18 protein-coding genes and 1 pseudogene are annotated in these 23,753 nt (G+C 75.2%); 9 read left to right on the top strand and 10 right to left on the bottom strand.

Annotated features, from left to right (window positions below):
* Positions 1–152: 152 nt before the first annotated feature.
* Together ACZ6EM_RS17040 and ACZ6EM_RS17045 are read right to left on the bottom strand one after the other, a co-directional pair.
* Complete coding sequence (locus ACZ6EM_RS17040; RefSeq protein ID WP_465772667.1) at positions 153–2,894, bottom strand: FtsX-like permease family protein; 2,742 nt, start codon at positions 2,892–2,894, stop codon at positions 153–155.
* Positions 2,891–3,691, bottom strand: coding sequence for an ABC transporter ATP-binding protein (locus ACZ6EM_RS17045; protein WP_401052381.1), 801 nt, complete (start codon positions 3,689–3,691; stop codon positions 2,891–2,893). The genes ACZ6EM_RS17040 and ACZ6EM_RS17045 overlap by 4 nt, the downstream gene beginning before the upstream one ends.
* A gap of 465 nt (positions 3,692–4,156) precedes the next feature.
* Between ACZ6EM_RS17045 and ACZ6EM_RS17050 the strand changes: the two genes are divergently transcribed.
* The 3 genes from ACZ6EM_RS17050 to ACZ6EM_RS17060 all read left to right on the top strand — a co-directional run bounded on the left by ACZ6EM_RS17050 (position 4,157) and on the right by ACZ6EM_RS17060 (position 6,251).
* Positions 4,157–4,891, top strand: coding sequence for an MgtC/SapB family protein (locus ACZ6EM_RS17050; protein ID WP_401054864.1), 735 nt, complete (start codon positions 4,157–4,159; stop codon positions 4,889–4,891).
* A 151-nt stretch (positions 4,892–5,042) separates the two neighbouring features.
* Complete coding sequence (locus tag ACZ6EM_RS17055) at positions 5,043–5,720, top strand: YoaK family protein (protein WP_401054863.1); 678 nt, start codon at positions 5,043–5,045, stop codon at positions 5,718–5,720.
* 96 nt (positions 5,721–5,816) lie between these two features.
* Positions 5,817–6,251, top strand: a complete 435-nt coding sequence (locus ACZ6EM_RS17060) for a hypothetical protein (protein WP_465772668.1) — start codon at positions 5,817–5,819, stop codon at positions 6,249–6,251.
* 27 nt (positions 6,252–6,278) lie between these two features.
* Here ACZ6EM_RS17060 and ACZ6EM_RS17065 read toward each other — a convergent pair whose 3' ends face one another.
* Positions 6,279–6,935 (bottom strand): Rv1733c family protein, encoded by a 657-nt coding sequence (locus ACZ6EM_RS17065; protein WP_401054861.1) that lies wholly within the window; start codon positions 6,933–6,935, stop codon positions 6,279–6,281.
* Positions 6,936–7,342: 407 nt separating this feature from the next.
* Between ACZ6EM_RS17065 and ACZ6EM_RS17070 the strand changes: the two genes are divergently transcribed.
* From ACZ6EM_RS17070 to ACZ6EM_RS17080, 3 genes are read left to right on the top strand one after another with little or no spacing between them, the layout of a single operon-like run.
* On the top strand, positions 7,343–7,867 hold the full coding sequence (locus tag ACZ6EM_RS17070) for a PadR family transcriptional regulator (protein WP_401049507.1): 525 nt from the start codon (positions 7,343–7,345) through the stop codon (positions 7,865–7,867).
* The gene (locus ACZ6EM_RS17075) at positions 7,864–8,556 is read left to right on the top strand and encodes an ABC transporter ATP-binding protein (RefSeq protein ID WP_401049509.1); all 693 of its coding nucleotides are present in this window, start codon (positions 7,864–7,866) and stop codon (positions 8,554–8,556) included. Before ACZ6EM_RS17070 ends, ACZ6EM_RS17075 begins: the two co-directional genes overlap by 4 nt.
* Positions 8,553–10,796, top strand: coding sequence for an FtsX-like permease family protein (locus ACZ6EM_RS17080; protein ID WP_465772669.1), 2,244 nt, complete (start codon positions 8,553–8,555; stop codon positions 10,794–10,796). The genes ACZ6EM_RS17075 and ACZ6EM_RS17080 overlap by 4 nt, the downstream gene beginning before the upstream one ends.
* A gap of 35 nt (positions 10,797–10,831) precedes the next feature.
* On the opposite strand, the gene ACZ6EM_RS17085 is transcribed toward ACZ6EM_RS17080, so the two are convergent.
* Positions 10,832–11,293, bottom strand: coding sequence for a nucleotide triphosphate diphosphatase NUDT15 (locus ACZ6EM_RS17085; protein WP_465772670.1), 462 nt, complete (start codon positions 11,291–11,293; stop codon positions 10,832–10,834).
* Between the two features lie 21 nt (positions 11,294–11,314).
* Entirely contained in the window at positions 11,315–12,799 is a 1,485-nt protein-coding gene (locus ACZ6EM_RS17090; protein ID WP_452178997.1) for an SDR family NAD(P)-dependent oxidoreductase, read from the bottom strand.
* Between the two features lie 361 nt (positions 12,800–13,160).
* Between ACZ6EM_RS17090 and ACZ6EM_RS17095 the strand changes: the two genes are divergently transcribed.
* Positions 13,161–14,600 (top strand): GuaB1 family IMP dehydrogenase-related protein, encoded by a 1,440-nt coding sequence (locus tag ACZ6EM_RS17095; RefSeq protein ID WP_401049512.1) that lies wholly within the window; start codon positions 13,161–13,163, stop codon positions 14,598–14,600.
* A 191-nt stretch (positions 14,601–14,791) separates the two neighbouring features.
* Here ACZ6EM_RS17095 and ACZ6EM_RS17100 read toward each other — a convergent pair.
* A pseudogene (locus tag ACZ6EM_RS17100) lies at positions 14,792–15,505 on the bottom strand (DUF5995 family protein); the annotation flags it as partial.
* A gap of 197 nt (positions 15,506–15,702) precedes the next feature.
* Here ACZ6EM_RS17100 and ACZ6EM_RS17105 point away from each other — a divergent pair.
* Positions 15,703–16,533 carry a poly-gamma-glutamate hydrolase family protein gene (locus tag ACZ6EM_RS17105; RefSeq protein WP_452178998.1) on the top strand — a complete coding sequence of 277 codons (831 nt, stop codon included), beginning with the start codon at positions 15,703–15,705 and terminating at the stop codon, positions 16,531–16,533.
* 53 nt (positions 16,534–16,586) lie between these two features.
* Here ACZ6EM_RS17105 and ACZ6EM_RS17110 read toward each other — a convergent pair whose 3' ends face one another.
* Together ACZ6EM_RS17110 and ACZ6EM_RS17115 are read right to left on the bottom strand one after the other, a co-directional pair.
* Positions 16,587–16,976 (bottom strand): DUF3224 domain-containing protein, encoded by a 390-nt coding sequence (locus ACZ6EM_RS17110; RefSeq protein WP_452178989.1) that lies wholly within the window; start codon positions 16,974–16,976, stop codon positions 16,587–16,589.
* Positions 16,977–17,111: 135 nt separating this feature from the next.
* Positions 17,112–18,203, bottom strand: coding sequence for a PP2C family protein-serine/threonine phosphatase (locus tag ACZ6EM_RS17115; RefSeq protein ID WP_452178990.1), 1,092 nt, complete (start codon positions 18,201–18,203; stop codon positions 17,112–17,114).
* A 251-nt stretch (positions 18,204–18,454) separates the two neighbouring features.
* On the opposite strand from ACZ6EM_RS17115, the gene ACZ6EM_RS17120 reads away from it, so the two are divergent.
* The gene (locus tag ACZ6EM_RS17120) at positions 18,455–19,432 is read left to right on the top strand and encodes a pseudouridine synthase (RefSeq protein WP_452178991.1); all 978 of its coding nucleotides are present in this window, start codon (positions 18,455–18,457) and stop codon (positions 19,430–19,432) included.
* 28 nt (positions 19,433–19,460) lie between these two features.
* Here ACZ6EM_RS17120 and ACZ6EM_RS17125 read toward each other — a convergent pair whose 3' ends face one another.
* Together ACZ6EM_RS17125 and ACZ6EM_RS17130 are read right to left on the bottom strand one after the other, a co-directional pair.
* Entirely contained in the window at positions 19,461–19,865 is a 405-nt protein-coding gene (locus ACZ6EM_RS17125) for a nuclear transport factor 2 family protein (RefSeq protein ID WP_380543927.1), read from the bottom strand.
* 156 nt (positions 19,866–20,021) lie between these two features.
* Positions 20,022–23,705: a SpoIIE family protein phosphatase gene (locus tag ACZ6EM_RS17130; RefSeq protein ID WP_452178992.1), complete on the bottom strand. Its 3,684-nt coding sequence runs from the start codon at positions 23,703–23,705 to the stop codon at positions 20,022–20,024.
* Positions 23,706–23,753 lie beyond the last annotated feature (48 nt).

A 23,753-nucleotide genomic window follows, 5' to 3' on the forward strand; every position in this document is an offset into this window, starting at 1 on the left:
CCGGGCGCCCGCCCCCGGGTGAAGGGGACGGGCGCCCGGCGTGCCGCGGGTGGTGCCCAGGTGGTGGTCGGCGGGTGTGCAAGCCGTGTCGGAAGCCGCCCGCCGGGGCTGGGGGCGGGCGGCCGCGGTCAGGACGGCCGCCCGCCCGGGACTCAGGACAGCCGCCGCCCGAGCGGGATGCGGGAGCGGGTAAACAGCGCCGCGAGCAGCCCCGCGACCACCGGCAGCAGCAGCACGATCAGCAGCAGCTCGCCCCAGGGAGCGGTGATCAGTGCCGGCTTGGCCCCGAACCCGCCGGCCCGGGACTTCAGCAGCCCCACCGCCGGTACGAAGCCGTTGACCGCGCCGAGCAGTGCGCCCAGCAGGGCGATCAGCGTGCACTGGAGGCCCGCCATGCTCCGCCGGATCCGCGGTGGCGCGCCGACCGCGGCCAGGGTGGCCTGGTCCTGCCGGGAGTCGGCGGCCGCCAGACCGGTGGCGATCCCGGCCGCGCCGAGCACGACCAGTCCGGCGAAGCCGGTGAGCGCCAGGGTGAGCGCGTCGCTCTTCGGCTGGTAGCCGCGTTCCACCTCCAGCGTGGAGAAGCGGTCCAGCCGGGCGGCGGCCGCCTCGGCCCGTTGCTGCGCCTTGCGGTCGGGCGGGGTGGCGGGCAGCCAGACCGAGCCGGTCGGCCGGGCGGCGAGCCCGAGTCCGGGCAGCGCGGAGGGCAGTGCCAGGCCCTGGGCGAAGTCGGCGGCGGCCGGGTTGTCCACCAGCACCGCGTCGACCGGGACCTCCTGCAGGTCCGGCTTGGGTATCTCGCCGGGCTGCAGCGGAGCGCCGCCCCCGCCTCGCAGGATCATCACGGCCTTGCCGTCGGCGCCCACCAGGGCCCGGTCGAAGACCAGCAGCTTCCCTGCGGCCAGTGCCTGTTCGGCGGCCGGGTCATGGATGCCGAACAGGTTGTGCAGCACGGTCGCGTCACCGGCGGCGAGGTGCGGCGGTGCGCCCAGGCCGCGCCGCTCCGGCGGGCCCTTGAGCTGGACGGTGCTGGCGCAGTTGTCGCAGAAGCGGTACTCCACCTGGCCGAGGTCGCCGCGCGGGCCGAGCCCGGACAGCTGCTTCTCCAGCTCGGCGCGCTCCTCGGCGAGCCGGGGCCCGTCGACGTGGCTGGTCAACTGGACGGCGCCGTAGGGGGCCTGGGGCCGGTAGTCGCGCCGGTTCTCGGCGTCGGTGCTGGTGGTGTAGACGCCGATAGCGACGGCCCCGGCCACCGCGGCCATCACCGCGGCCACCGCCGGAGCGGTGCGCGAGCGGTGCCGGGCGGAGTCGCGCAGGGCCAGCCGGGGGCCGAGCGGCAGCCGGCCGGCGGCCCGGCCGATCAGCGCGATCAGCATCGGGGTGCACAGCAGCAAGCCGAGTTCGGCGATCACCGAGCCGCCGAGCACGGTGAGGGTACGGGTGTCGTAGCCGCCGACGCCCGGCCGGTCGCGCTGCACCGAGGCCGCGCCGTACATCGCGAGCACCGCGCCGAGGGCGAGCAGCGCGACGCCGGACACGGTGACCAGGCGGTTGGGTCCGCGGACGGTGTCCCGGCCGGTCAGCCCGGCGGTGACGCTGCGCCGGGCGGCCTGCAGCGCGGGCAGCGCGGCCGCGAGCAGCGCGGTGGCCAGGCCGATCCCGGCGATGGCGATCAGGTCCACCGGCGGTACGGCGAAGTGGCCGAAGCGCGCGCCGCCGATCTGCTCGATCCACGGCCGCAGCACGGCGACCACCGCGGTGCCGAGCACCACGCCGACCACCGCCCCGGCCGCGCCGAGGACCAGGCCGCCGCCGAGCACCACCGCACCGACGTGGGCACGGCTCCCGCCGGCCGCGCCGAGCAGGGCGAGCTGGCGGCGCGAGCGGCGGGCGCCGACGGCGAACGCGGGCCCGGCGAGCAGGGCGACCTCCAGCAGCGCCAGGCCGGTGACGGTGGCGACGACCATCCTGGTGTTGGTGGCGGCCGTCGGGTCGCTGTAGCGGCGGGCGTCCCGGTAGTAGGGCACGGCCTGCTCCGGCGGCGGGGCGAGCGCCACCGAGCGTGCCGTGAGGGTGTAGCCGTGGGCGTTGAACCGCTGGACCTCGGCCCAGCCGAGCGGGGCGCCGGACGGCAGCCGGACCAGCCAGGCGGACCGGGCGGCCGAGGGCTTCTGCGCGGTGGGTCCGGCGCCGGCCAGCGCGGTGCTCAGCGGGGCGACCAACTCACCGGGCCGGGCGACGAGTTCGACCCGTCCCAGCTCGCCCGGGTGCTCCACGACACCGGTGATGGTGTAGGTGGTGCCCTCCAGGCCCTGGACGGTGGTGGTGGCGCCGGGCCGGAGCCCGGAGTGGTCCAGGAAGGCCCGGGTGACGGCCACCTCGTGCGGGGCGCCCGGGGCGCGGCCCTCGACCAGGTCGAGCCGGCCGCGCCAGACCGGGTCGCCGAGATCGGCCTCGGTGGTGAGGGTGCGGACCAGGCCCTCGGGCGAGGTCGCGCCGGCCTCCGGACCGGGCCGGGCCGGGGTGAGCACGCTGCCGGGCGGCAGCAGGGAGGCGACCAGGGCGGCCGGGTCGGTGCTCGCGCCCTTCTCCTGCTCGGCCGTCGGCTGCTCCCCGGAGCGGGGTTGGACGGAGAAGGCGCCGTCCTCGGCGATCGGGGCCTGCTCGACCGTCTGGCCCGGGTCGAGCGAGGTGACCAGGGCGTCCGCGCCGCCCACCACCCGCTCGACCCGTTCGGCCGGGGTCAGCTGCCCGCTGCGGTGGACCACGTCGGCGCCGGTGACGCCGAGGACGGGCAGTGCGATCATGGCGGCGATCAGCGCGCTGCGGCCCTTGGCCCGCAGGGCGTCGCGGCGGGCGATGCGCAGGGCGACCCGCCAGGCTCCGATCCTCACGGTGCCACCTCGCCGAGCACGCCGGTCGGGTGCACCGCGGCGAGGCGGGCGGAGGACCGGCGGCCGGGGGTCTCCGAGGCGACCGCGCCGTCCCGCAGGTGGACCACCCGGTCCGCCCAACTGGCATGGGCCGCTTCGTGGGTGACCATCATGGCGGCGGCGCCGGCGTCGCAGCGGGCGCGCAGGACGGCGAGGACGGCCTCGCCGGTGGTGGAGTCGAGGGCGCCGGTGGGTTCGTCGGCGAGGACCAGGCGGCGGTCGCCGATCAGGGCGCGGGCGATGGCGACGCGCTGCTGCTGGCCGCCGGACATGTCGTCGGGGAAGCGGTCGGCGAGTTCCCCGATGCCCAGCTCCTCCAGCGCGGCCAGCGCCTCCCGGCGGGCCCGGCGTCCCGGGACGCCGTCGAGTTCGCGCGGCAGGGCGATGTTCTCGGCGGCGGTCAGGGCCGGGATCAGGTTGTAGTCCTGGAAGACGTACCCGATCGAGCGCCGCCGCAGGTCGGCGAGCCTGCCGCGGCCGAGGCCGCCGAGCGCGACCCCCTCCACCAGCACTTCGCCGTCGCTGGGCTGGTCCAGCCCGCCGGCCAGGGTCAGCAGGGTCGACTTCCCGGAGCCGGACGGGCCCATCACGGCGACGAACTCGCCCGGGTGGACGGCCAGGTCGATGCCGCGCAGGGCGTGCACCTCGGCGGCGCCCCGCCCGTGCACGCGGGTGACGCCCGCCAGGCGCAGGACGGGTGCGGGCCGGGTCGGATCGGTGTGGGACACACTTCCCCCTCGTGAGCTGCTCAACTGCATATGTCGGTGAACTATATATGCCGGAGGACGTGCTGCGCGGCGGGATGGTTCCCGAATGGTTTCCGGAGGGTTCTCCGGTGGGGGTGATCGGATTCGGTCAAACTTCTACAAAGCTGTCGAGGATGTGGGCGGAAACCCGGTCCGGGTCGTTCGGGGGCGGTCTATGCTCGGGGCGGTTCGCGGCTCGCGGTTCACCGCTCGGGGGGTCCGTGCCGTGCCGCGTCGCCGAGCGCGTCACCCGACGCGCGGTCAGCCCCGTGTGCGGCAACCGGCGGGGGGTCGGTACGACCACCCTGCGCGCCTACCCGTCGGCCGCGGGGGCGATGGCCATCATCGAGGTCGTCAAGACCGCGCGCCGAACCGTCGGCCGTGCCGACCGCACGTCACCGCCCGCCCCGCACGGACGGTCGGTGGGCGGCGGCTCGCCACCCGTCCGTACCCTCCTCCCGTGAAGGAGGTGCCGTCGTGCACACCCTGACCACCGTCGACTTCCTCGTCCGGCTCGCCACCGGCGTCGCCTGCGGCGCGCTGATCGGCGTCGAGCGCCAGTGGCGGGCCCGGATGGCCGGCCTGCGCACCAACGCCCTGGTCGCCGCCGGCGCCACCCTCTTCGTGCTCTACAGCGAGGCCGTCGGCGACACCGGCAGTCCCACCAGGGTCGCGTCGTACGTCGTCTCCGGCATCGGCTTCCTCGGCGGTGGCGTCATCCTGCGCGACGGCGCCGGCGTGCGCGGCCTCAACACCGCGGCCACGCTGTGGTGTTCGGCCGCCGTCGGGGTGCTGGCCGCCGCCGGCGAACTGCAGCTGGCCGTCCTCGGCACGCTCGCCGTGCTCGCCGTCCACCTGGTGCTGCGCCCGGCCGGCCGACTGCTCGACCGGGCCCCGCAGTCCGGCAGCGACCCGGACTCCACCAGCCGCGCCACCATCCACCTGGAGTGCGACCGCAAGTCCGAGACCCACATCCGGGCCCTGCTGCTCCAGGCCCTCGCCGCCTCCGGGCTCGCCCCGACCGGTCTGCGGGCCCGCCGCACCGACAGCGGGGACGCCACCAGCCTGCGGGCCACCGTCGCGATCACCGGGTCGGTCGCCCCGGCGCTCGAACAGGTCGTCACCCGGCTGTCGTTGGAGCCGGGCGTGCGCGACCTGCACTGGCACCTGGAGGACGAACCGGAGGACCCCGGCAACCCGGCGCTCGCCTGAGGCCGTAGCACCGTCGCGCCGTCGCCGTCGCCGTCGCCGTCGCCGTCGCCGTCGCCGTCGCCGTCGCCGTGCCGCCGCGCCGCCGTGCCACCGCAGGCCCCGCACGCCCCGGAACCGCCGCCCGACCCCGCCCGAACCGACTGGAGGCCCGATGCCGACCCCCGAACCCGAGCACGGGCCGCTGGTGCCGATGCTGCTGGTGCTGACCGTGGTCACCGGAGTGGTGGACGCGGTCAGCTACCTCGAACTCGGCCACGTCTTCGTCGCCAACATGACCGGCAACGTGGTGTTCCTCGGCTTCGCCCTGGCCGGCGCCGCCAACCTCTCCGCCACCGCCTCGCTGGCCGCCCTCGCCGCCTTCCTGCTCGGCGCGCTGGCCGGCGGTCACCTCGCCCGTCGTCTGCCCGGCCACCGCGGTCACCTGCTGACCGCCGCCGTCGCCGTCCAGTCGGCGCTGGTCGCGGCGGCCACCGTGCTGGCGGCCGTGGCCGGCCACACCGGCGACCCGGCCCGCTACGTCCTGATCGGGCTGCTCGGCTTCGCCATGGGCGGCCAGAACGCGGTGGTCCGCGCCCTGAAGGTGCCCGACCTCACCACCACCGTGCTCACCATGACCATCACCGCCCTGGCCGCCGACCGCACCGGCCCCCGCCGTCTCGCCTCCGCCGTCTGGATGTTCGCCGGTGCCCTCCTCGGCGCCGTCCTCGTCCTCCGCGCGAACGTCCCCCTCGCCCTCGCCCTGGCCCTCGTGCTGCTCCTCGCCGTCGCCGCCCTCACCCACCGCGCGGCCAGGCCCACCCCCGCCCCGGCCTGGACCCGCCCCCGCTGACCCGGCGACGACGGCCCCGGAGCCGCGGTCCGCCCGATGCGCTACCGTCCCGGCAGGCCGCGGCCTACGGATCGTCGTGAGGGACAGGTGAGTTGCATGGGCGCCGGCGCCTGGTCGTACGCGGTTCCCCATCGGGAGGACCTTCAGGCCGCCCTGGACGCGCTGAGGGAGAAGGTCTTCGCGGAGGACGGGTACGACCTGCGGGAGGAGCTCGGATCGCTCGCGGAGCTCATGGACTCCGGCCGGCTCGACGAGCAGGGCGCGCACTCCGTGCTGGACGTGGTCACCGTGGTCCACTGCGCCGTCGACGAGGAGGACCACGGCGATGTCCGGGTGGTGGAGGGGGCCGAGGTCGTGGAGCTGTTCGGCACCGACCGGCCTTCGCTGGACGTCGTCCGCGCCGCCGAGGAGAAGGGCGCGGGCGACATCGACTTCCCGCCCTCCTTCCGGGGCTCGGGCTGTTGCACGGTCACCTACGGGCCGGACGGCGCTCCTGACGGCCTCTACTTCTGGGGCGTCACCGGCGACTGACGGGCCGGGGTCGGGCCCCGGCCCCGGTCAGTCCTCGCTGCGGTGGCCGGCGCGGCCGCTCCAGCGGGGTTCGAGGCGGGCCCAGCCGGTGCTCCAGGCGGTCTCGGCACGGCGGTCGAGGGCGTGGAGGCGCAGCCGGAGGGCGAGCGCGAGCAGGGCCAGGAGGGCGAGGAGGGCCCCGGCGCCCGTGCAGGCGGCGGAGACCGCGAGGGCCACGCGGTCGGCCGGGGGAGCGGAGACGGCGCCGGCCGGATCGACCCAGACGGGGACGTGGCTGCCGGTGACGGCGGAGTGCGGGGCCTGGACGGTGCCGACGTGCCGGGTGCCGTCGGGGGCGGTCCAGGCCGCGTCGGCGTCGATCCGGTTGCTGTAGCCGCCGGCGAAGCGGCTGCCGACGGCGGTGGCGCGGTCCGGGACGCCGCGGACCACGGCGTCGACCTGCTGCAGCCGTGCGCGGTCGGTGTCGGCCAGGTGGGCGGTGGAGCGGTAGAGGAGCAGGGAGCCGCCCGTGGCGAGGGCGAGCGCGAGCACCGCGCCGAGCAGGGCGGACAGCCAGGCGCGGGCCCGGGAGCGGTCGAGGGGGCGGACGAGCGGCTCGTGCCGGGCACCGAGGGCCCGCCGCAGCTGTCGGCCGGCGCGTCGGGGGAGCGACGCGGGCCGGGCCGGGCGGGGTGTGCTGGACACGGTGAGGGCTCCTCAGGGACGCGGGGGCGCAGGGTGGTTCCCGCCCCAATCTCCCCCCGGCGGGCCTCCGCGCACAAGACTCGTGCGCGCCCGGAGGACCGCCAGGGCCGCTCGGCCCCGCAGTCGGGACGTTCGGCCCTCGGCATCCGCCGGGCGGTCCGGGCAGGCTGGGGAGCGGCGGCGCCCTCCCGGTGCTTGGGCGCGGCCGTGGCCCGGTTCGGCCGTGGGGGCGCCGGGTCGAGGTATGGGGCAGGGGGTGGTCGTGGGGTCACCCCCTGCCTGTGCCGTGCCCGGCACCTGGCCGCTCTCCGCCCCTGCCCCGCAGGGAAGCTGACGACGTCCCAGGTCATGGCCTTATTCTGCCCGGATATACACTCGGAGTATACGCCGGGTGTATGTTTCCCTCCATGAGTGTTCCTTTGACCCTCCTGGGGCTGCTGGAGCGTGAGCCCAGCCACGGCTACGACCTCAAGCGCGACTACGACGCCCTCTTCGGCCGCGGCAAGCCCCTTCCGTACGGTCAGGTCTACGCGACCCTCGGCCGACTGGCCCGCGACGGCAAGGTGATGGCCGGCGAGGCGGAGCCCGGCGACGGGCCCGAGCGCAAGCGGTACGTCATCACCGAGACCGGGGCGACCGAGTTCGAGACCTGGCTGCGGGAACCGGTCGCACCCGAGCCCAACCTCCAGTCCGTGCTGTTCACCAAGGTGGTGCTGGCCCTGATGCTGGGCCGCGACGCCGAGCACTACCTGGACACCCAGCGCGCCGCCCACCTGCGCCGGATGCGCGAACTCACCGAACTGCGCCGCACCGGCGCCCTGGTGGACGCCCTGCTCGCCGACCACGGCCTGTTCCACCTGGAGGCCGACCTGCGCTGGATCGACCTCACCGCCGCCCGCCTGGACGCGCTCGCCGCGGAGGTGAACGCATGACCGCGGTCATCGAGGCCCGGGACGTCGCCCTCGCCTTCGGCGAGACGCCGGCGCTGCGCGGGGCGAGCCTGTCCGTGGAGGCCGGCGAGGTGCTCGCCGTCATGGGCCCCAGCGGCTCGGGCAAGTCGACGTTGCTCCACTGCCTGGCCGGCATCCTGGTGCCCGACGCGGGCGAGGTGCTGTTCGGCGGGAAGCGACTGGACGCGATGCCGGAGGCGCAGCGCAGTGCCCTGCGCCGCGACAGGTTCGGCTTCGTGTTCCAGTTCGGCCAGCTGGTGCCGGAGTTGACGGCCGAGGAGAACGTCGCCCTGCCGCTGCTGCTGAACGGCGTGCGCCGTTCCGCCGCGCTGGCGGAGGCCCGGCCGTGGTTCGCCCGGCTCGGCCTGGACGGCCTGGAGAAGCGCCGCTCCGGCGAGCTGTCGGGCGGTCAGGCGCAACGGGTCGCGCTGGCCCGCGGGTTGGTGGCCCGCCCGCAGGTGCTGTTCGCCGACGAGCCGACCGGCGCCCTGGACTCGCTGACCGGCGAGCAGGTGATGGACCTGATGGTCGCCTCGGCCCGCGAGCAGGGCACCACCGTCGTCCTGGTGACCCACGAGCCCCGGGTCGCCGCCTTCGCCGACCGCGAGGCGATCGTCCGCGACGGCAAGGCCCGTGCGCTCTCGGCCGGAGCCGGAACGGTGGCCCCGTGATCGCCTTCTCGCTCCGCCTGGCCGTCAGCGGCGGCCGGGAGGCGGTGGCCCGGCTGCTGATGATCGCGGCGGCGGTCGCGATCGGCGTCGGGCTGCTGCTGTCCACGCTCGCCAGCATGAACGCGATCGAGCGGGCCAACCAGCGCCAGGTCTGGCTCGATACGGGCGCCGCGAGCCGGACCGGGGCCGCGCCGGTCGACCCGCTCTGGTGGCGGCCGCACCTGGACTACTACGACGGCTCGGACATCCGCGAGGTCGACCTCGCCGCCACCGGGGCGACCTCGCCCGTCCCGCCGGGGCTCGACCGCCTGCCGGCCCCCGGGGAGTACTACGCCTCCCCGGCCCTGGCCGAGCTGCTGCGCAAGGTCCCGGCCGTCGAACTCGGTGACCGCATCCCCGGCCGGATGGTCGGCACGCTGAACGACTCGGCGATGCCGTCCCCGGACACCCTGGCCGTGCTCGTGGGCCGGACGGTCGACGAGGTCAAGGGCGCGCACGGGGCCGTCGCCGTCACCACCATCGCCACGACCCGACCCGAGTGCGGGAACGGTGACTGCCTGAGCCGGGGCATCCGGGGCGATGCGATGACGCTCATCCTGTCCGTCGTGGGCGGTGCGATGATCTTCCCGGTGCTGATCTTCATCGGCACCGCGACCCGCCTGTCCGCCGCCACCCGGGAGCAGCGGTTCGCCGCGATGCGGCTGGTCGGCGCCACCCCGCGGCAGATCGCGCTGATCGCCGCGGTCGAGTCCACCGTCGCCGCGGTGGCCGGTACGGTCGCCGGCTTCGGCCTCTACCGCGCGCTGCGCTCGCCGGCGGCCGAGGTGCCCTTCACCGGCGGCCGCTTCCACCTCGACGACCTGACCCTGACCGGGCTCCAGATACTGGGCACCGCCCTGGCCGTGCCGTTGGCCGCAGCGGTCGCGGCCCGGTTCGCGCTGCGCCGGGTCGCCATCTCCCCCCTGGGCGTCAGCCGGCGGGTCACCCCGCAGCCGCCCCGGGCCTGGCGGCTGATCCCGCTGCTGGCCGGGCTCGCGGAGCTGGTGTACTTCGTCGGCCGCCGCCCGGCCACCGGCAACGGGCAGGCCGCGGCCTACCTGCCCGGGTTCCTGCTGGTGATGCTGGGCCTGGTGATCGCCGGGCCGTGGCTGACCATGGTCGCCGCCCGTACGGTCGCCCGCCGCACCGGCCGCCCGGCCACGCTGATCGCGGTGCGCCGGCTCGCGGACGACCCGAAGACCGGGTTCCGCGCGGTCAGCGGCCTGATCCTGGCACTGTTCGTCACCACGTCGACGGTTTGCATCATCGGCACGATCAACGCCAACCGCGGTTCGCTGGGCGGCGATCCGATGTCCCGGGCGTCCGTGGTGCAGGGCGAGTTCCGGGACGGCCGGCCGCCGTTGGCGGGCTCGACGCCGGAGCGGGTGCTGGCCGAGGTGCGGGCGGTGCCGGGCTTCAAGGGCCTCGCGGTGGTCCACAGCAATCCGGACGGGCTCGCGAAGTACCCCGTGAACCCGCGCCCGGACGCCCCGCTCATGACCCCCGGCCTGGTGTCCTGCGCGGACCTCGCCCGGATCCCCGTGGTCGGCCACTGCGCGGCCGGGGCGAGCGTCGCCGCCGTCCCTCTGCGCGACTTCCTCAACCTCACGTCGCACCCCGACACCGAGTGGCCCGCCGCCCCGATCTCCGCGGAGGAGGTCGCCGGGCTCCCGGTCCAGGCGCTCTACGCCACGACCGACGGATCGGCGGCGGCGAAGGAACGGGTCCGGACGGTCTTCACCGCGGCATGGCCGGACCACGACGCGCACACGGTCGGCGACTGGGCCACCGAAGGTCAGCAACAGCTCGCCGGATGGCGGCAGTTGGCGAACGTCGTGCTGCTGACCACGCTTCCGATCGCCGGGTGCAGCCTCGCGGTCAGCGTGGTGGCCGGGCTCTCCGACCGCAGGCGGCCGTTCGCGATGCTGCGGCTCACGGGGTCGCCGCTGCGCCTGCTGCAGCGGGTGATCGCGCTGGAGAGCGTGCTGCCGCTGCTGGCGGTGGCGGTGATCTCGCTCGGCGCGGCCTTCGCCGCCGCGGCCCTGTTCCTCTCGTCCCAGATGGACTACGGCCTGGTGTCGCCCGGGGCGGTGTACTTCGGCGTCGTCGCCCTCGGCATCGTCGCCTCGGTCGGGATCATCGCCTCCACCCTGCCGCTGCTGAAGCGGATCACCGGGCCGGAGGCGGCCCGCAACGGCTGACCACCCCGGCCCGGAGGCTGCCCCGCCGCCCGCCCTCAGCGGGCGACGGGGTAGCCGTGCGTCCCGGCCCGCACCTGCGGGGACAGCCCCGGCAGCCAGCTGCCGAGGACCAGCGCGGACGGGTAGAACATCGGCTCCGGCAGCGCGTCCACCGGGAGGCGCTCCCAGCCGGCGCAGGCGTGCGGCTCGGTGACCACGGCCTCGGCCAGGCTGGGCGGCGCCAGCACGGCGGCGGTCAGCCTGGGCCGGCCGAGCTCGTGGTCGAGGTGGACGGCGAGCACCCGCATCTCCTCGGCGGGCAGCACGATGCCGGTCTCCTCGGCGAGTTCGCGGGCCGCGGTCCGCTCGAAGGACTCGCCGAGGTCGACCTTGCCGCCGGGCAGGCTCCAGGTGGGCGGCTCGCCGGCGGTGGTCCGGCGGCCGATCAGCACCCGGCCGTCCCCGGTGGGCACGATGATCCCCGCGCCGAGCAGCGGTGCGGTCGGTGCTGTGCTCAACTCGCCATCTCCTTCAGCAGGTCACCAGTTGGCGCGGTCGTAGTCCTTGAGGAAGCAGCCGTACAGGTCCTCGCCGGCCTCGCCGCGCACGATCGGGTCGTACACCCGCGCCGCGCCGTCGACCAGGTCGAGCGGGGCGTGGAAGCCCTCGTCGGCGAGCCGCATCTTGTCCGGGTGCGGGCGCTCGTCGGTGATCCAGCCGGTGTCCACGGCGGTCATCAGGATGCCGTCGGACTGGAACATCTCCTCCGCGCTGGTGCGGGTGAGCATGTTGAGCGCGGCCTTGGCCATGTTGGTGTGCGGGTGGCCGGCGCCCTTGTAGCCGCGCGCGAACACGCCCTCCATCGCGGAGACGTTGACCACGTACTTGCGGCGGGACGAGGAGGCGGCCATCGCCGGGCGCAGCCGGCTGATCAGGATGAACGGCGCGGTGGAGTTGCAGAGCTGGACCTCCAGCAGCTCCATCGGGCCGACCTCCGAGACGGTCTGCACCCAGCTGTTGGTGTCCGCGAGGTCGGGCACCAGGCCGCCGGCGTCGATCGCGGTGCCGGCCGCGATCCGGGCGGGCGTGGCGGAGCCGGTGACCAGGGCCAGCGAGGTGACGTCCTCGGCGGTGATCCGCTGCACGTCGCCGCCCGCCTGGTGGGGGAGTGCGGGCAGGTCGACGCTGCCGCTGCCGAAGCGGCCGATGGTGGTGGCCTGCGGCAGCTCGCCGGCCGGCAGCGGCGCGGACTCGGCGTTCACCAGCTCGCGGTAGGACTCCGGCGGGCGGCGCACGGTCTGCGCGGCGTTGTTGATCAGGATGTCCAGCGGGCCGTCGGCGGCGACCTCGTCGGCCAGCGCCAGCACCTGGGCCGGGTCGCGCAGGTCGATGCCGACGATCTTGAGGCGGTGGATCCACTCGGCGCTGTCCGGCATCGCCTTGAAGCGGCGGATCGCGTCGTTGGGGAAGCGGGTGGTGATGGTGGTGTGGGCGCCGTCGCGCAGCAGCATCAGCGCGATGTACATCCCGATCTTGGCGCGGCCGCCGGTGAGCAGCGCGCGCTTGCCGGTGAGGTCGGCGCGGGCGTCCCGGCGGGCGCGGTTCTTGACCGCGCAGTTCTGGCAGAGGTTGTGGTAGAAGGCGTCGACCTCGACGTACCGCTGCTTGCAGGTGTAGCAGGAGCGCGGGCGCTCCAGGATGCCGGCGATCTCGGTGGTGGTGACGGTGGTCAGGCCGAAGGCGCCGGCCGTCTCGTCGTCGATCCGGCTCGGCGCACCGGTGGCGGTGCGGGCGGTGACCTCACGGTCGTTGGCGGTCTTGCGGGCCCGGGTCTCCTGGCGGCGACGCTGCTTCAGGGTGCGGAATATGCCGCCGACGGCCTGGCGGACGGTGATCGCGTCCGGGTGGTCCACGTGCAGCTCGTCGAGCTCGGCGATCACCTCCAGGCAGAGCCTCAGCCGCTCGGGGTCGAGGCCGGGACCGTAGTCGATCTCCTCGGCGTCCCCGATCCGGTCCGGCGCGATGTCCGGCCGCGCGATGTCCGTCTGTTCGATGTCCGTCTGCCCGATGCTCACGCCTGCTGCCGCTTTCCCGTTCGCCACGCCCACACGCGTGAAGCCATGCCCGTTACCGCGTGAATGCTACGGGAGCGGTCCGGACCGGGGCGAAAACCGGACGTCGGAGGGGGTCTTTGGATGATCCTCCATGTCTACGCGCGGAGCATTGATCACGGTTTGTGGACAGCCCCAGCAAAGCTCCTCGAACTGGCTTTTGGCCCCGCCCTCACGGAGAATCGAATGCTGGGTGCCGGGCGCCCGAGTGCGCTCCGGCGGCATCGCCGCAACCGCACCCGAGGTGTATCCCCCAGCCAGAGAGCCCTTCTTCATGCGCTTCCTGAACGACCTCAAGCCCTCGTACGACCTGACGTACGACGACGTCTTCATGGTCCCCAGCCGTTCCGCCGTGGGCTCCCGGCAGGGCGTGGACCTCTCCTCGAACGACGGCACCGGCACCACCATCCCGCTGGTCGTGGCCAACATGACCGCCATCGCCGGCCGCCGGATGGCCGAGACCGTCGCCCGCCGCGGCGGCCTGGTCGCCATCCCGCAGGACATCCCCACCGAGGTCATCGCCGAGGTCGTCTCCTGGGTCAAGCAGCGCCACCTGGTCTTCGACACCCCCATCACGCTCGCCCCGGGCGCCACCGTGGCCGAGGCCGTCTCGCTGCTGCCCAAGCGCGCCCACGGCGCCCTCGTGGTGGTCGAGGACGGCAGGCCGGTCGGCGTGGTCACCGAGTCCGACTGCCAGGGCGTGGACCGCTTCACCAGCCTGGCCGACATCATGTCCCGCGAGCTGCTGGTGCTGGACGAGGGCATCGACCCGCGGACCGCCTTCGACAAGCTCACCGAGGCGCACCGCAAGCTCGCCCCGGTCGTGGACGGCGAGGGCCGGCTGGTCGGCCTCCTCACCCGCAAGGGCGCGCTGCGCGCCACCCTCTACACCCCGGCCCTGGACGCGGCCGGCAAGCTGCGGATCGCCGCCACCGTCGGCATCAACGGCGACGTCGCGGGCAAGGCCGAGGCGCTGATCGAGGCCGGCGCCGACGTGCTGGTGGTCGACACCGCGCACGGCCACCAGGAGTCCATGATCAGCGCGCTGCGCGCGGTGCGCGGACTGGACCCGCAGGTCCCGATCGTGGCCGGCAACGTGGTCTCCGCCGTCGGTGTCCGCGACCTGGTCGAGGCGGGCGCCGACATCCTCAAGGTCGGCGTCGGCCCCGGCGCCATGTGCACCACCCGGATGATGACCGGCGTCGGCCGGCCGCAGTTCTCCGCCGTCCTGGAGTGCGCCGCCGAGGCGCGCCGGCTCGGCAAGCACGTCTGGGCGGACGGCGGCGTGCGCCACCCGCGCGACGTCGCGATGGCGCTGGCCGCCGGCGCCTCCAACGTGATGATCGGCTCCTGGTTCGCCGGTACCTACGAGTCCCCGGGCGACCTCCAGACCGCCGCCGACGGCCGCCAGTACAAGGAGAGCTTCGGCATGGCCTCGGCCCGTGCGGTGAGCAACCGCACCGCCCAGGACTCCTCGTACGACCGGGCCCGCAAGGCGCTGTTCGAGGAGGGCATCTCGCACTCCCGGATGTTCCTCGACCCGGCCCGCCCGGGCGTCGAGGACCTGATCGACTCGATCATCGCGGGCGTCCGCAGCTCCTGCACCTACGCGGGCGCTGCCAGTCTGGAGGAGTTCCACGAGAAGGCGATCGTGGGCATCCAGAGCGCGGCCGGCTACGCCGAGGGCAAGCCGCTGCACTCCAGCTGGGCCTGATCGCCGCCGGCGCCCGCGGCGCCCGCGTCCGTACCGCCGGCCGGCCGGTTCCTCGCCTCGGGGAGCCGGGCGGCCGCGGCCGTCACGGAGGCCTGCCGCCCGGTGCCCGGCACCCCGTCCGGTCCGGTGCCCGGTACGCCGTCCGGACCGGCGCCCGGCACCCCGTCCGGCCGGGGTGGGAGCAGTGCTCCGAGCGGGAGCAGCAGGGCGCGGCCGAGCAGTCCGACCGAACCGTCCAGCGCGGCGGCGAAGGCCCGGGCCGCGCCCGGCAGGTACCGCAGCTCCCACAGCGCCTCCACGGCGTTCCAGGCGCCCTCCCGGGCGGCCCCGACCGACCAGACGCCGAGCAGGTGGGGGAGCGGCTCGGCGAGCTCCAGCAGGTCGGGGCCGGGCATCAGCTGCTCCCGGACGGCCGTCTCCACCTCGGCCAGCACCCGGTTGATCCGGTGGTAGTCCTCCTCGACGGCGGCGGGCTCGCAGCCCCGGCGGCGGCAGGTGTCCACGACGGCCAGCGGCAGGTCGTGCTGGATGTGGGCGTTCATCCCGGCCAGTGCGAACTGCAGCGGGTGCACTCCCGGGTGGGCGCGCAGCGCGAACAGCGGCCGCCAGCAGGCGGGCGGCTCCCGTCCGGCCGCGTCGGCGGCCACGGCCCGCAGGTAGTGCCCGGCGAACACCACGTCCAGCTCGGCCGTCGCCCGCGGGTCGACGAAGCACCCGTGGTCCAGCCGGTCGCGCACCGCCTGCGTCACGGTGAGGTAGATCCGGTTGAAGACCGCCACGCCGTCGGCCGGGGGCAGCCCCGCCCCGATCCGCCGCAGCCGGTCGATCACCCGCCCGACCGCGGCCGTCCTCGTGGCCGCCCGCGCCCCCGCTGCCGTCGTACGATCCACCGCCGTGCCGGGCATGCGCCACCCTCCGATGCCGATCGTGCACTGATCGCATCATCGTGACAGCGTGGGCGGGTGCCCGGTGGACGCAGCACGAGCCCGTCGAGCCGGTGTCACACGATCAGGCTGATTCCGTCCGTGGCATGGCACGTATTCGGTCATGACGTTGCAGGGGCTTTGCCGATCCCCCACCTCCTGCCATCATCCCTGCCGTGATCAACCGACGAACCCTCATCGCCGCGTTCGCCGCGGCCCCGGCCCTCGGCACCCTCGGTGCCGTCGTGGGAAGCACCCCCGCGAGCGCCGCCGCCGACCTGTACCCCTCCAACACGGCCCTCTACGCCAGCACGACCGTGGTCGAGGGCGTGGACTACGGCCGCCGCTACCGCCGGCACCTGATGGACGACCAGAGCCTGCAGGGCCGCACGTCCGTCGTCCGGACGACCGTCATCGCCCCGCACGGCGGCGGCATCGAGGTCGGCACCTCCGAACTCTGCCTGGCCGTCGCCGGCTACCACCCGGCCGACCTCGCGCCGACCCCGGCCGCCGGGCCGACGCACGACTACTGGATGTTCGAGGGCCTGCGCTCCTCCAACAACAGCGAGCTGCACGTCACCTCGACCCACTGCGACGACGGCGTGGCCCGGGCGATGTGCGGCGGCAGCCTCAACGTGGTGTCGCTGCACGGTTGCACCGCCGCCCAGGCCGGCCTGGAGGCCGGTGCCCAGGCCGTGCTGGTCGGCGGCCTGAACGCCACCCTCCGCCAGTACCTGATGGAGGAGTTCGCGGCGGCGGGCATCCGGGCGGTGACCGCCTCCGGCGAGGAGGAGATCGCGGGCATCTCCCCGGAGAACATCTGCAACCGCAGCCTGCTCGGGATGGGCGCCCAGCTGGAGATGACCACCGAGCTGCGGGCCGCGATGTTCGCCCCGGGCAAGAACACCCGCGCCGACCGGGCGACCAACACCCTGCCGCTGTTCTGGAGCTGTGCGACCGCGGTCCGGGCCGCGATCCGGCGGCTGGAAGCGGGCCAGCCCGTCCTCTGACGGGCCGGACAGCCGGGCAGCCGGACAGCCGGCCGCGGCGCGCGGGGCCGGCGTCAGCCCAGCTCGTACTCCAGGACGTAGGTGTGGGCGCCGGACTCGTCGACGGTCAGCCGGAACTCCCCGGTGATCCCGGCCAGCTCGCCCGCGCCCGTGCCCGGCACCACGCGTATCGTCGTGCCGGCGGTGTCCCAGGCCGTGTGCTGGAGCACGAACGAGCCCGCGCGCCCGTCCAGTTCACCCGTCACGTGCTCCACCGCGACGTACGAGGCCGGGCTGCCGGAGGGGCCCGTGACGGAGAGCATCCGCACCTCGCTCGCCCCGCTCAGCCCGCCCGTGAAGGTCTTGGCGATCCGGACCCGCCCGAAGGCCGCACCCTCCCGCTCCTCCGTCTCCACCGGCTCGAACGCGGTGAGCTCGAACGACCCGCTCGCCCTGTTCCCCATGGCACCGTCCCCTCGTCGACCGTCCACTGCTGGTCGGCCGGCTCCCCGCCGACCGCGAACCGAGCCTTGCACACCCCACTGACAATCGCGTCCGGGCCGCTCGGCGGAGCCGCCGGAGCCGGCGGCGCGGCCCGGTCACGGCTCCCAGCGGATCGCCAGCACCGCCGCGTCGTCGGCCAGCCCGGTGGCCCCGACCCAGTCGCCGACGTCCTCCAGCACGGCGTCCAGCAGGTCCGCCGGCGAGCCGCCGTGCAGGCCGGGCAGCCGCTCCGCGATGGGGTAGAACCGGCCCCCGGCGTCCCGGGCCTCCGACACCCCGTCGGTGTGCAGGAGCAGGACGTCACCCGGCTCCGGCTCGAAGCGCCGGTCCGGGTACCCGCCGCCGGTGAGCCCGAGCAGCCCCAGCGGCGGCGCCGGGAACGGCGGCTCCAGCTCGCTCACCCGGCCCGCCCGGCGCAGCAGCGGGGGCGGGTGGCCGCAGTTCACCAGCCGCACCGGCCCCCGGTCCGCCGCCACGTCGAGCAGCAGCGCGGTGGCGAACCGCCCCTCGTCCGACGGCCGGGCGGCGAGCGCCGCGTCCAGCCGTTCGGCGAGCCGGCCGGGATCGGGTTCGGTCCGGGCGGCCTCCCGGAACACCCCGAGGACGTCCGCCGCCGTCTCCACCGCCGGCAGTCCGTGCCCCTGGACGTCGCCGAGCAGGATGCGCACCCCGAAACGGGTCTCCACCACGGCGTACAGGTCCCCGCCGATCCGCGCCTCGGCGGCCGCCGCCACGTACCGCACCGCCACGCGCAACGGCCCGATCCGCTCCGGCGGCGGGCGCAGCAGGGCCCGCTGCGCCGCCTCGGCCACCGTCCGGACCTGGAACAGCTCCCGCTCGCGGGCCGCCACCAGGACGACACTGGCGGCGCTGGCCAGGGTCGAGGCCAGGACGGTGACCGGCACGCTGATCCGGACCGAGAGCGGCAGCTGCGCGTTGGCCGACTCCAGCAGCCCGACGGTGAGCAGCGCCACCGCACCGACCAGCAGCGGCACCCGGGCCCGCCGGGTGGTCGCGCCGGCGAGCACCGGGGCCACCGCGAGCAGCGGGGCCAGGGTGGTTCCGGGCCCGATCGCCAGTGCGGCCACGACGGCGGCGACCAGCAGCAGGAGCGCGCCGTAGAGCAGCAGCCGGGTCCGCCTCGGCAGGTGCAGCGGCGGCACCCCGTCCGGGCCGTCGGCGGTCACGCGTCCTCCAGTGGTGCCGGTCGGTCGCTCCGGCGGGTCGATCCCGGGGGTGGTCCGGCCGGTCGGTGTGCAGATCGGTCGGCCGGGGCGGGTCGGGTCCGGCCGCACCCCGGTCCGCCGGCCGCCCGGCCCGGCGTACGGTCGGAGGCCCCCGGCGGAACGAGGGCCTCCGGTCCACTGTCCCTGCCCGGCCCCGGGTCAGCACCTCGGCCGCGGGTCGCGCGCCGGCGCGCACTACGCTGGGCCGGGAGATGAGACGCAAGAGCCGCCGACCGGCCTCCCCCCTCCCGCAGCGCCACGGCGTGGACCCGGTGCACCTCCGGCTGCCGCTCGAAGGCCCCTGGTCGACGGTGCGGGACCACCTGGTGGACCGGCTGCCCGCCGTCCCGGCCGAGCGGATCGACGCGGCCCTGCGGGACGGCGAGATCGTCGGCGAGCACGGCCCCGTCGCCCCGGCGGAGCCGTTCCGGCCCGGCGCCCACCTCTGGTTCCACCGGGACCGGCCCGAGGAGGTGCGCGTCCCCTTCGAGCTGGTCGTGCTGCACCGCGACGAGCACCTGGTGGTCGTCGACAAACCGCACTTCCTGGCCACCACCCCGCGCGGCCGGCACGTGGCCGAGACGGCGCTGTCCCGGCTGCGGCACAGCCTCGACCTGCCCGCGCTCAGCCCCGCCCACCGCCTGGACCGGCTCACCGCGGGCCTGGCCATGTTCGTCGTCCGCCCGGAGGACCGCGGCGCCTACCAGACGCTGTTCCGGGACCGCCTGGTGCGCAAGGAGTACCGGGCGATCGCCGCGTACGACCCGGAGCTGAGCCTGCCGCGCACCGTGCGCAGCCACATCGTCAAGGAGCGCGGGGTGATCGCCGCGCGGGAGATCGACGCCCCGCCGAACAGCGAGAGCCGGATCGACCTGCTGGAGCGCCGCGACGGCCTGGCCCGCTACCGGCTGCGGCCGCTGAGCGGGCGCACCCACCAGCTGCGGCTGCACATGTGCGGCCTCGGACTGCCGATCCTCGGCGACCCGGTCTATCCGGTGGTGCTGACCGAGCCGGCCCCGGACGACTTCCGCGGCCCGCTGCAGCTGCTCGCCTCGACCGTCGAGTTCACCGACCCGCTGACCGGCCGCGAGCGCCGTTTCGAGACCCGCCGCACGCTGGCGGCCTGGACCGACCCCCAGGGCTGGGCCGACGGCGCTGCGACCGGGTCCCAGGACGTTCACAGGCCCTGAGGGGCGGGCCGCGCGGAGCGGGCCGTGGTCAGGCCAGCAGCGTCCGGGCCACGTGGTCGGTGTCCAGGTACTCGCGGACGGCGGTGATCAGGCCGTCCGTCACGGTGAACACCCCCAGGCAGCGGTTCTCGTACGCGGCGCCGTTGGCGGCCGTGCCGACGGTGGTCCACTCGGCCACCGCCTGCGGGCCGTCGGCGAGGACGTGGGTGAGGGTGATGACCGGCAGGCCGTCGGCGGCGAACAGGGCACCGACCCGGCCGAGGAAGTCACCGAAGATCTCCTGCTTGCCGTGCCAGGTGCGGGAGAGCGGGAGGCCGCCCGGGTAGCTCCAGGTGGCGTCCTCGGCGAACAGGGCGATCGCGGCCTCGCGGTCGCCCGCCGCGAGGAGGGTGACGTAGTCGGTGACGACGGTGCGGGCGTCGGGGTGCTGCACGGTGGGCTCCTGCGGTTCGTCCGGGCGGGGCCGTCCCGCTCGTGGCACCAGACAACCGCCGGGGCGGCCCGCCGGGCCAACAACCGCGGCGGTGGCCCGACAACCGTCCGTTGTCCACGCGGGTGGGGCGGCCGCTCGGGCGGGTGGGGCGGCCGTTCAGGCGGGTGGGTCGGTCCCCGGGGGCAGCTCCAGCTCGAACCAGACCACCTTGCCGTCCTTGGTCCGGCGGCTGCCCCAGCGGTGCGCGAGCTCGTTGACCAGGTGGATGCCCCGGCCGCCCTCGTCCTCGCTGCGGGCACGGCGGATCCGCGGCACCTCGGACTCCTGGTCGGCGACCTCGACGGTGAGCACCCGGTTGCAGTACAGCCGCAGCTGGGTGGGCGATCCGGCGTGCACCAGGGCGTTGGTGATCAGCTCGCTGGTGAGCAGTTCGGCCCAGTCGGCGAGCGCGTCGAGCCCCCAGGCGGTCAGCGTCTCGCGGGTGAAGCGGCGCGAGTGGGCGACCATGGCGTGGTCCCCGGTGAGCGGGAGGGTGGCGATCCGGTCGGCTCCCCGCGGGCGGACCTGCGCCATGATGACGGCGATGTCGTCCTCGCCGGTGGTCTCGGTGAGCCGGCTCAGGACGGCCTCGCAGGTCTGCTCCAGCGAGTCGCGCCGGTCGGCGACGGTCCGGCAGAGCAGCTCCAGCCCCTCGTCCAGGTCCTGGCCCCGGCGCTCGACCAGGCCGTCCGTGTAGAGCGTGAGGATGCCCTCCTCGGGGAGGGTGAACTCGGCGTTCTCGAAGGCGACTCCGCCCACCCCGAGCGGAATGCCGGACGGCAGCTCGACCAGGTGCGCCCGCCCCTCGGTGTCGGCGACCACGGGCGGCAGGTGCCCGGCGCTGGCCGCGGTGCAGTGGCGGTCCACCGGGTCGTACACCACGCAGACGCAGGTGGCGAACTGGCCCTCGCCGACCGTCGCGGTCGCCTCGTCCAGCCGGTACAGCACCCGCGCCGGGTCCAGGTCCAGGGTGATCAACGTCCTTGCCACCGTGCGGAGCTGGCCCATCGTGGCGGCGGCCCGGATGCCGTGGCCCATCACGTCGCCGACGATCAGCGCGACCCGTCCGGAGGACAGCGGCACCACGTCGAACCAGTCGCCGCCGACCTCGCTGACCACGCTGCTCGGCAGGTAGCGGTAGGCGAGGTCCAGGCCGAGGGTGCGGTGCACCTCCTGCGGCAGCAGGCTGCGCTGGAGGGTGAGCGCGGTGTCCCGCTCGCGGCGGTAGAGCCGGGCGTTGTCGATCGCCAGCGCGGTGCGGGCGGCCAGCTCCTCGGCCAGCGAGCGGTCCTCCGGGCCGAACGGTGCCGGGTTGCGGGTGCGGACGAACTCCGCGCCGCCCAGCACGTGTCCGCGCGCCACCAGCGGCACCATCAGGTACGAGTGCACCCCGGCGTCCAGGCCCGGCTGCACCCGGTCGGGCGAGGCGACGATCCGGCGCAGCTCCTCCTCGGTCACCTCGGCGACCAGGATCGAGCGCCGGGTGCGCAGGCTCTGCGCGTACAGGCCGGCCGACTGCGAGGTCTCGCCCACCCCGTCGGCGGCCTCGTGCATGGCGCCGTCCGAGCCGGTGTCGCCGACCGCGACCGCCCGCATCAGCACCGGGCCCTCCGCCGGGACGGCCCCGGGCTCCTCGCCGCTGAGCACCGCCTCGCGCAGGTCCACGGTGACGAAGTCGGCGAAGCGCGGGATCACCACCTCCACCAACTCCCGGGCCGTGCGGTACAGATCGAGCGTGGTGCCGATCCGGTTGCTGGCCTCGTTCAGCAGCGACAGCCGCTGCTGGGCGGCCCACGCCTCGTCCAGCGCCCGCTGCCGGGCGGCGGCCGCGTCGCGCTCGCGGGTGAACAGCAGCGCGTTGTCGATCGAGACGGCCGCCCGCAGCGCCAACTCCCCGGCCAGCGCCACGTCGGCCTCCTCGTACGGGCGCTCGACCAGGGTGCGGTAGAAGCCCGCCACGCCGACCGGCGTGCCGCGCGCGATCAGCGGGACCGCCATGAACGACTGCACGTTCTGCTCCCGGACGGCGGCCCGGCGCACCGGGTCCTCGGCGAACCAGGCCATGCCCTCCTCGTCCATCCGCGGCACCAGCACCGGCTTGCGGTGCGCCAGGCACCACGCGTACGGCGAACCGGGCAGGAAGCGGTGCAGGTTGCCGGTGCGGTCGATCGGGGCCAGGGTCGAGCCGCGCACCGAGTGGAAGGCCATCCGCCGCAGCAGTGCCGAACCGTCCACCGGGGCGGTCGCCTCGCGCTCGCCGCGGACCAGCTCCTCCAGCACCTCCACCACCACCGTGTCGGCCAGCCTCGGCGTCGCCACCTCGGCCAGCTCCTGGGCGGTCTGGGCGAGATCGAGCGTGGTGCCGATCCGGGTGGAGGCCACGTTGACCAGCGCCAGGCGCTCCTGCGCGGCCTTGGCCTCGCGCAGCGCCTGCTGCCGGGCCAGCACCGTCCGGTGCTGGCGCAGGTACAGCCGGGCGTTGTCGATCGCGACGGCGGCGCGCGAGGCCAGCTCGTCGCCGAGCGTGATGTCGGCCGCCGCGAAGGACTCCCGCGAGCCGCGCCGCGAGTACACCACCATGCCGAGCGTCGTGCCGCGCGCCACCAGGGGGGTGATCCGCACCGAGCGCGGGCGGTCGCCGATGAAGGCCTGGCGGCGGCTCTCGTTGAGGCGCTCGCTCAGCGCCGGCAGCTCCCAGGACGGCACCACCACCGTGCGCCCGCCGGTCAGCGCCCGGGCGTACGGGGAGTCCGGCGGCAGCTCGTACACGGCGTCCAGCGGCAGCGCCTCGGCCGGGTACTGGTTGTCGGCGGAGGCGATCGCCAGGCGCCGTACCAGCAAGGGGGCGTCCGGTGGGGACGGCTCGACGTTCCGGCCGGCCACCAGCTCCTCCAGCCCGAACACCGCGCTGATGTCGGCGACCCTGGGCACCATCGCGTCGACCAGTTCCCGGGCGGTCTGCCGCAGGTCCAGCGTGGTGCCGATCGAGGCGGTCGCGTCGACCAGCAGGGACAGCCGCTCCTGGGCGCGGGCGGCCCGGGCGTCGGCGTGGAACCGCTCGGTGATGTCGATGACGGTCGCGCACACCCCGAGCACCCGGCCGCCGCGGTCCCTCAGCCGGAAGTAGGAGGCCGACCAGGCGTGGTCGTGGCCCGGGTCGCCCGGGGTGCGGCCGTGCGCGAGGTCGTCCACCACCGGCTCGCCGCTCTCCAGCACCCGGCGCATCACCGCCTCGGACTCGGGGCCGTTGATCCTGGGCAGCACCTCGGTGAGCCGTCGGCCCAGCGGGCGTTCGACGCTCAGGCCGTTGGCGTCCGCCAGCGCCTCGTTCAGCCGGACGAAGCGCAGGTCGGTGTCGAACACCGCCATGCCCACCGGGGACTGGGTGAAGAACCCGTCGAGGAGGGCCAGGTCGGCCTGGAGCCGGTGCAGCGTGGTCACCTCGGAGGCGACCGCCAGCACCATCGGGGCGCCGCCGGGGCCGAGGATCGGATGGGTGCGGAACTCCAGGTCCACCAGGTGCCCGTCCCGGTGCCGGACCGGGAAGACCCCGGACCAGGGCCGGCCCGCCAGGATCTGCCGGAACAGCTGGAGCACCTCCGGCCGGTGCTCGTCGGAGGTCAGCAGGGTCGCGGCCCGGGCACCCACCGCCTCCTGCGCCGGGTGTCCGAGCAGCGCCTCCGCGTCACTGCTCCAGTGCAGGATGCGTCCGTCGGCGTCGATCAGCGCAGTGGCGATCGGCACCATCAGCAGGGCGTCCTGCCGGGGCTGCCCCGCGCGCTGCGCGTAGTGGTCCACCATGGCCAGAGAACCGTCCCAGAAACCGTCCGGAGATCGTTCCCACCAGCA

The organism is Kitasatospora sp. NPDC041917 (genome assembly GCF_055589745.1).